The organism is Massilia niastensis DSM 21313 (assembly GCF_000382345.1).
GTDB classification, from domain to species: Bacteria; Pseudomonadota; Gammaproteobacteria; order Burkholderiales; family Burkholderiaceae_D; genus Telluria; species Telluria niastensis.
The window spans coordinates 21,780-30,117 of the sequence record NZ_KB908141.1 but is presented as its reverse complement, the minus strand read 5'-3'; the positions used below and the strand labels follow the sequence as shown (position 1 = coordinate 30,117).

Here is an 8,338-nt window from a genome sequence, read left to right as displayed (position 1 = left end):
GCGCTACGCCTGATGAGGAGGCTGGAGTTGATCCACACTCCCAAGCATGGCAGTTGGCTCAACATGGCCGAATCGGAACTGAGCGCCGCTACGCGGCAATGTCTCGGACACCATATCGATGAGGTCGATGCCGTGGACCAGTTGGCTCGACAATGGGCCAGTCGCCGCAACCTACGCCAGACCGGTATCGACTGGCAATTCCGTACTGCAGACGCCCGGATCAAACTCAAGCACCTGTATCCGAAAATCGAAGTGTGATGCTGTACTAGTGCGCCTCGTGCGTCAACTCACGCACCCAGTTGAACGCGCTGAGTTCGATCTCCCGGATCTGCGCCACGCCCAGGCCCAGCTTCTTCAGCGCCGCACTGAACTTGCGCCCGCTCTCGGCCGTCTCGAGCATCTCGGCAATGCGCAGCATGGTCCCGAAATCCCCTTCCCGCTCGAGCAGCGCGGCGCGCACCTCGGCCGCGATCTCGACCTTGTCGAGGATGTCCTGCATCGGCACCGAAAACAGCGCATCGGCCAGCGACATGATGCCGACCGTGAAGGCGAGGTCGGCGCTGGCGCTGTCGCCGGGGCGCACGTGCTGGGTCATCAGTTCGAGCAGCTTGCCGCGCGTGCTCGCCAGCAGCAGCAGCGGCGACTCGAGGTCGCCCCTGGCGCCGGCCGACGTATACAACAGGATCTGCAGCCAGCGCGCCAGCTGGCGCCGCCCCAGCTGGACCAGGGCCTGCCCCAGCGATTCGATGCGCGGACCGGAGGCGGCATGGCTGTTCACCAGGCGCAGCAGGTTCAGGCTGATCAGGGCGTCGCGCTTGACCGCCATTTCGATGGCTTCGCTGCCGGCGTCCGAATTGACCAGTTCCAGCAGGCGCAGGATGGCCAGCTCGGAGGGCGTGATCTTCTTGCCCGACAGGATCACCGGACGCGCAAAATAATAGCCCTGGAAGTAGTCGAAGCCCAGCTCCATGCACAGGCGGAACTCTTCCTGGGTCTCGACTTTCTCGGCCAGCAGTTTCTTGCCGGTGCACTTGAGCGAGGCGGCCAGGCGCGCCAGCTCCTCGCGGCTGACACCCTTGACGTCGACCTTGATGATGTCGACCAGGGCGACCAGCTTGTCCAGTTCGGCCGAATGCTCGATGACGTCGTCGACCGCGAAGGTGAAGCCCAGCTCCTTCAGCTCGGCCACGCGGGCCAGCAGCTGCCGCGACGGGCTGACGGTTTCCAGGATTTCCAGGATAACCTTATGGGCCGGCAGGAAGCGGACGAAGTCGCTGAACAGCACCACTTCGTCGACATTGACGAAGGCCAGCTGTTCGCCAACGACCTGCTCCATGCCCAGCTGCGAGGCGTGCGAGATCACCGCGGCGGTCGCGGCGGCGCCGTCGGTCAGCTTGGCGTCATCGTCCTCGCCGGCCGCGCGGAACAGCAGCTCGAATGCAACGAGGTGCTGATCACGGCCGAGGATGGGCTGACGGGCAAGGAAAAACTCATTGGACGGCACGGATGCCGCTGCCGTTACTTCGGCGTGCATCGAAATACTCCTGGAAGCCATAGGCGCGACACGGCGCCGGCGGCGCATCGGGGCGCCGCCTGTGTCGACTATACTACAAAAATGCCAAACTTAGCATTTCGACATCGTAGCGAAGCCTAGCTTCGGCCGCCACCCTGGCGGGTGCGTCCGCTGCGCGGCCCCGCCGGTCCCGCGCTGGCGCCGCGCAGACCGCTGCCGCGCTGGTCCGCAGTGCGCGGACCGCCCGAACTTGCGCTGCGCGGAGTGCTGGAACTTTCCTTGCGCGGCCCGGCCTTGCGCGGCGCGTCATCGCGCGGGGCCGCCTCGCGGCCCCCAATGCCGGCCGGGTTGCCGCGTACCGCGCCGGGCGTGCGCGGGCCGCCGCTGCGTCCGCCCCGCTCGTCGCTGCGTTCCGGACGGCCCGGCGCGTCGTCGTCGCGCGGCATGCTCTGCCCCGGCAGGCGCAGGCTGCCCTTGCCCGACAGCGGGCTGGCGCGGCGCGCATTGCCCACCGGCGCGCGCGGCGAATCGCCCACCATGCGTCCGGCCGCGGCGCCGGTGACCTGGGTGCCGCGCTCGATCACGAAGCGGGCGCCGGCATCCTTGCCCAGCACCCGCACCAGGTAGGGCATCACTTCGCGCAGCATCGGTTCCAGCGTGTAGGGCGGGTTCAGGATGAACATGCCGCTGCTGTGCAGGCCGGTGCCGTCCGGCGTCGGGGTCTGGATGGTCAGGGTGACGTTCAGCCATTCCTTGGCCGGCAGGCGCTTGAGCTTGTCGGCGAACTGGCGCGATTCCATGCGCTGCAGCACCGGATACCAGACCGCGTAGATGCCGCTCGGGAAGCGGCCGAGCGCCTCGTCGAGGGCGTCGCGCACGCGGCGGTAGTCGTCCTTGATCTCGTAGGGCGGGTCGACCAGCACCAGCGCGCGGCGCGACGGCGGCGGCAGCAGCGACTTCAGGCCCAGGAAACCGTCGCCATGCTCGATGATCACGCGGCGGCCGCGCGGGCGCTCGCCCTGCTCCGCCTTGTGCGCCTCGAGCTTGCGGAAGTTCTCGTTCAGGATCCGGTTGTCGGACGGATGCAGTTCGAACAGGCGCAGGCGGTCCTGTTCGCGCGAGACCTGCTCGGCCACGTAGGGCGACCCCGGGTAGTAGCGCATCTTGCCGCTCGGGTTCATGTCCTTGACCAGCTTGATGTAGTCCGCCAGCGGCTTGGGCGCGTCGGTGCACGTCCACAGCGGGCCGATGCCGGTGTCGAATTCCGCGTTCTTGGTCGCCTGCGCGCTGTCGAGCGCGTACACGCCGGCCCCCGAGTGGGTGTCGATGTAGGTATAGGCGGCGTCCTTCTGGTTCATGTACAGGTGCAACTGGACCTGCACGAAATGCTTGAGGACGTCGGCGTGGTTCCCCGCGTGGAAAGCGTGGCGGTAACTCAACATAAGCTGGAATTCCTTGAAGTGTGGTCGCCGCGCAGATCGGCGGCGCAATAGGCGCCATTATCCACTACAACCGGCCGCGCCCGGAAATGCATGGTTCCGCCCGCGCCCGCGCATGAAAAAAGCCGCGGCCCCTCGCGGGGCGGCGGCTTGCCGGAACCAGCCTGGGCTCAGGCCACTTTTTGCTCGTCGAAGAACTGCTCGTCCTCGGTCGAGCCGTGCAGCGCGGTGGTCGAGCTCTGGTGCTGCTGGATGGTCTGGGTCACCGCATCGAAGTAGCCGGTGCCGACTTCGCGCTGGTGCTTGACCGCCGTGAAGCCGCGCTCGGCGGCGGCGAATTCCGATTCCTGCAGCTCGACGAAGGCCGACATGCCGCGCCGCGCATAGCCGTGCGCCAGGTTGAACATGCTGTAGTTCAGGGCATGGAAGCCGGCCAGGGTGATGAACTGGAACTTGTAGCCCATCGCGCCCAGCTCTTTCTGGAACTTGGCGATGGTCGCGTCGTCCAGGTTCTTTTTCCAGTTGAACGAGGGCGAACAGTTATAGGCCAGCATCTTGCCCGGGAATTTGGCGTGGATGGCGTCGGCGAAGGCCTTGGCGTAGGCCAGGTCCGGCTTGCCGGTCTCGCACCAGACCAGGTCGGCGAACGGCGCATACGCCAGGCCGCGCGAGATCGCCTGCTCCAGGCCCGGGCGCACGCGGTAGAAGCCTTCGACGGTGCGCTCGCCGGTGCAGAACGACTTGTCGTTCTCGTCGACGTCGGAGGTGAGCAGGTCGGCCGCCTCGGCGTCGGTGCGGGCGATCACCAGGGTCGGGGTGCCCATCACGTCGGCCGCCAGGCGCGCGGCGTTCAGCTTCTCGACCGCTTCGCGGGTCGGGACCAGCACCTTGCCGCCCATGTGGCCGCATTTCTTGACCGAAGCCAGCTGGTCCTCGAAGTGCACGCCGGCGGCGCCCGCCTCGATCATCGCCTTCATCAGTTCGTAGGCATTCAGCACGCCGCCAAAACCCGCTTCGGCATCGGCCACGATGGGGGCGAAGTAGTCGATCTCGTCCTTGCCTTCCGACCACTGGATCTGATCGGCGCGCTGGAAGGTGTTGTTAATGCGGCGCACCACCATTGGCACCGAGTTGGCCGGGTACAGCGACTGGTCCGGATACATTTCGCCGGCCAGGTTGGCGTCGCCGGCGACCTGCCAGCCCGACAGGTAGATGGCCTTCAGGCCGGCCTTGACCTGCTGCATGGCCTGGTTCCCGGTCAGGGCGCCGAGGGCGTTGACGTAGGGATCGTTGTTTACCAGGTCCCAGAGCTTCTCGGCGCCGCGCCTGGCCAGCGTGTGCTCGATGCGCAGCGAGCCGCGCAGGCGCACGACGTCGGCGGCGGTGTAGTTGCGCTTCACGTCCTTCCAGCGCGGGTTGCTGTCCCAGTCCTGTTGCAGTTCGCTGATCTGTTGTTCACGGCTTGCCATGGTGATTCTCCTGGAGGGTAGAAAAAGCTGGGTGAGTGAAAGTGGAAGCGTTGAACAAATCATAGATCAGATTGTGCGCAGCACAATTAGTCTTATATAAGACATAGCATTATTTTTTTATCTTGTTAATTCATGCGCTTACGAATTCGATTCCATGATATGGAACGAAATTTCTTACGATGAGAGTTTGCGCCGCACTGGCTTTGCTGCATATCTCGCATGACGGCAACGATATTTCGCATGATGAAAAGCGGTCGGCGTCCGGCTTGCCGTCGGCGACGCCTTGTCATGAAATTATGCAAATGTTGTATTTTAGAATTTTGTGTTGACTAAAATCACTCTTTCGTTCAGCATTGAGCTTGATTTCTTTACAATGAAAACGAAGGCCACCCGGCCGATCAAGGAAAAACATGGTCACTACCCTGCGCCGGATGGCGCTCTCCCTCCTGCTCGGAGCCGGCGCCGCGTCGGCGTCGGCCGGCGTCATCACGTCCGAGGGCGTGACCTTCACCAGCACCTTCAAGGGCAATGTGCTGACCCTGGAAATCGACGCCGCCGGCCGCACCGGCGGCTGGGCCAAGGCCAGCTACATCGACGCGCTCTCGATCAAGACCATCGGCCGCTTCACCGACGTCAGCATGGGCAGCTCGACCGCCGCAGCGCTGTGGAAGCTGGATGCCGCCGAACTGAACGCCAAGGGCTGCGATGGGGGTGGCGGGAAAGGAAACGACGACGGCTTCGACAGGCTGTGCTACAGCGGCGACAAGGTCGCGCTGGCGGACAACATGCTGTTCACCTTTACCTTCGCCGGCGACGTGACGCTCGGCGCGCCGCACCTGAAAGTCCGCTTCCTCGATGCGAAGGGCAAGAAGGCCGGCGACCTGCTGTCCGAGGACTTCCCCTTCCAGGGAGAAATTCCGGACGAGGATCCGGACAACGATCCGCCACCGCACGAGGATCCGCCGGTGGGCGAAGTGCCGGAACCGCAATCGCTGGGCCTGGTGGCCGGTGGCATTGCCGCGCTCGGCTTCGTGCGCCGCCGCCGGCAGCGCAAGTAATTCCCCTCGCGCCCGCGGGCGCCGCACATCGAACGGGCCGCGTCACGCGGCCCGTTGTCCTTGCGCCCCCGGTGCGCGAGAATTTCCGTACAAACATTGTTACAGTTCTTTTCCGCTTACCCCTGAGCCAACCGATGCATACGTGACCCAGCTAACGGAGCGGGCCGTGCGAACCCGCTAGGCTGGGCCCCGCGTACTCGAAAGTACGCAGGCCCGGGCCGTTCGCAGGACGCGAAGTCCCGGGCCATGGCTTACTTGGCCAGTTCCACCTGCTCGCCGAACGCCAGCTCGCCGCCGCGCACGCGCACCGGGATGGTGTCCTTCGGCCCGAACCTGCCGGACAGGATGGCCTTCGACAGCGGGTTCTCGATCTGCTGCTGGATCGCGCGCTTGAGCGGGCGCGCCCCATACACCGGATCGTAGCCGGCCTCGGCGATCTTCTGCAGGGCCTCGTCGTCGATGTCGAGCACCATCTCCATCTTCGCCAGGCGCTGTTCCAGGTGGTGCAGCTGGATCTTGGCGATCGCGCCGATGTTCTTCTCGTCGAGCGCATGGAACACCACGATCTCGTCGATCCGGTTGATGAACTCGGGACGGAAGTGCCCGCGCACCTCGGCCATCACCGCCAGCTTGACCACGCCCGGATCGTCGCTGTCCATCGACTGGATCTTGTGCGAACCCAGGTTCGAGGTCATCACGATCACCGTGTTCTTGAAGTCCACGGTGCGGCCCTGGCCATCGGTCATGCGGCCGTCGTCGAGCGCCTGCAGCAGCACGTTGAACACGTCCGGGTGCGCCTTCTCGATCTCGTCGAGCAGGATCACGCTGTACGGCTTGCGGCGCACGGCCTCGGTCAGGTAGCCGCCCTCCTCGTAGCCGACATAGCCCGGCGGCGCGCCGATCAGGCGGGCCACCGAATGCTTCTCCATGAACTCGCTCATGTCGATCCGGATCATCGATTCCTCGGTATCGAACAGGAAGGCCGCCAGCGCCTTGCACAGCTCGGTCTTGCCGACGCCGGTCGGGCCCAGGAACATGAAGGAGCCATACGGGCGGTTCGGGTCGGACAGGCCGGCGCGCGAACGGCGGATCGCATCGGCCACCGCGGTGATCGCCTCGTCCTGGCCGACCACCCGCTTGTGCAGCTCGTCCTCGATGTGCAGCAGCTTGTCGCGCTCGCCCTGCATCATGCGCGACACCGGGATGCCGGTCGCACGCGAGACCACCTCGGCGATCTCCTCGGCGCCGACCTGGGTGCGCAGCAGCCGGGGCCGGGCGGCGTCGCCCTCGGCGCGGTCGGCCGCATCCTCGGCCTGCCGCAGCTGGGCTTCCAGCTCCGGCAGGCTGCCGTACTGCAGCTCGGAGACGCGCTGCCAGTTGCTCTGGCGCGTGGCTTCCTCCATCTGGTAGCGGATGCGCTCGATCTCTTCCTTGATGTGGGTGGTGCCCTGCACCGCCGCCTTCTCGGCCTTCAGCACTTCCTCGAAGTCGTTGTACTCGCGCTCGAGGCGGGCGATCTCGTCGTTGAGCAGTTCGAGGCGGCGCAGCGAGGACTCGTCGGTTTCCTTGCGCACGGCTTCGCGCTCGATCTTCAGCTGGATCAGGCGCCGTTCGAGACGGTCCATGACTTCCGGCTTGGAATCGATCTCGATCTTGATCTTGGCCGCCGCCTCGTCGATCAGGTCGATCGCCTTGTCGGGCAGGAAGCGGTCGCTGATGTAGCGGTGCGACAGCTCGGCCGCGGCGATGATCGCCGGATCGGTGATCTCGACCTTGTGGTGCAGTTCGTACTTCTCCTGCAGGCCGCGCAGGATGGCGATGGTCGCCTCCACGCTCGGCTCGTCGACGATGATCTTCTGGAAGCGGCGCTCCAGCGCGGCGTCCTTCTCGACGTACTTGCGGTACTCGTCGAGCGTGGTCGCGCCCACGCAGTGCAGCTCGCCGCGCGCCAGCGCCGGCTTGAGCATGTTGCCGGCGTCGATCGCGCCTTCGGCCTTGCCGGCGCCGACCATGGTATGGAGCTCGTCGATGAAGACGATGGTCATGCCCTCGTCGTGGGCCAGTTCCTTGAGCACGGACTTCAGGCGTTCCTCGAATTCGCCGCGGTACTTGGCGCCCGCCAGCAGCGCGGCCATGTCGAGCGAGAGCACGCGCTTGCCCTTGAGCGAATCGGGCACCTCGCCGTTCACGATGCGCTGGGCCAGGCCCTCGACGATCGCGGTCTTGCCGACACCCGGCTCGCCGATCAGCACCGGGTTGTTCTTGCTGCGGCGCTGCAGCACCTGGATCGCGCGGCGGATCTCGTCGTCGCGGCCGATCACGGGGTCGAGCTTGCCCTGGCGGGCGCGCTCGGTCAGGTCGAGCGTGTATTTCTTGAGCGCTTCGCGCTGGCCTTCGGCATCCTGCGAGTTCACCGCCTCGCCGCCGCGCACGGCCTGGATCGCCGACTCGAGCGCCTTGCGCGTCAGGCCGTGCTCGCGGGCCAGGCGGCCGGCGTCCGACTTGTCCTCGGTGAAGGCCAGCAGCACCATCTCGGACGACAGGAACTGGTCGCCGCGCTTCTGCGACTCGCGGTCCGCGAGGTTGAGCAGCGCCACCAGCTCGCGCCCGACCTGGACGTCGCCGCCGGTGCCCGAGACCTTCGGCAGGCGCTCGAAGGCGCTGCGCAGCGCATTCGCGAGCGCGCCCACGTTCACGCCGGCGCGCTGCAGCAGCGAGCGTGCGCTGCCGTCGTCCTGGTTCAGCAGGGCCGACAGCAGGTGGACCGGATCGATGTACTGGTTATCGTTGCCGACCGCCAGGCTCTGGGCATCCGCCAGCGCTTCCTGGAGCTTGGTCGTCAATTTGTCTTGCCGCATG

General features: G+C 65.8%; 5 protein-coding genes and 1 pseudogene. 2 read left to right on the top strand and 4 right to left on the bottom strand.

What is annotated here, in order from left to right:
- Positions 1 to 258, top strand: a pseudogene (locus H162_RS0125675) (IS630 family transposase); the annotation flags it as partial.
- Between the two features lie 7 nt (positions 259 to 265).
- Here the strand turns inward: H162_RS0125675 and H162_RS0125670 are convergent.
- From H162_RS0125670 to aceA, 3 genes are all read right to left on the bottom strand, one after another.
- Positions 266 to 1,534 carry an EAL and HDOD domain-containing protein gene (locus H162_RS0125670; protein ID WP_020656349.1) on the bottom strand — a complete coding sequence of 423 codons (1,269 nt, stop codon included), beginning with the start codon at positions 1,532 to 1,534 and terminating at the stop codon, positions 266 to 268.
- A 116-nt stretch (positions 1,535 to 1,650) separates the two neighbouring features.
- On the bottom strand, positions 1,651 to 2,955 hold the full coding sequence (locus H162_RS31955) for a 23S rRNA (adenine(2030)-N(6))-methyltransferase RlmJ (RefSeq protein WP_020656348.1): 1,305 nt from the start codon (positions 2,953 to 2,955) through the stop codon (positions 1,651 to 1,653).
- 167 nt (positions 2,956 to 3,122) lie between these two features.
- Positions 3,123 to 4,421: an isocitrate lyase gene (gene aceA, locus H162_RS0125660; protein WP_020656347.1), complete on the bottom strand. Its 1,299-nt coding sequence runs from the start codon at positions 4,419 to 4,421 to the stop codon at positions 3,123 to 3,125.
- 410 nt (positions 4,422 to 4,831) lie between these two features.
- On the opposite strand from aceA, the gene H162_RS0125655 reads away from it, so the two are divergent.
- Complete coding sequence (locus tag H162_RS0125655) at positions 4,832 to 5,479, top strand: PEP-CTERM sorting domain-containing protein (protein ID WP_020656346.1); 648 nt, start codon at positions 4,832 to 4,834, stop codon at positions 5,477 to 5,479.
- A 251-nt stretch (positions 5,480 to 5,730) separates the two neighbouring features.
- On the opposite strand, the gene clpB is transcribed toward H162_RS0125655, so the two are convergent.
- Positions 5,731 to 8,337: an ATP-dependent chaperone ClpB gene (clpB, locus tag H162_RS0125650; RefSeq protein WP_026355094.1), complete on the bottom strand. Its 2,607-nt coding sequence runs from the start codon at positions 8,335 to 8,337 to the stop codon at positions 5,731 to 5,733.
- Position 8,338: the final 1 nt, after the last annotated feature.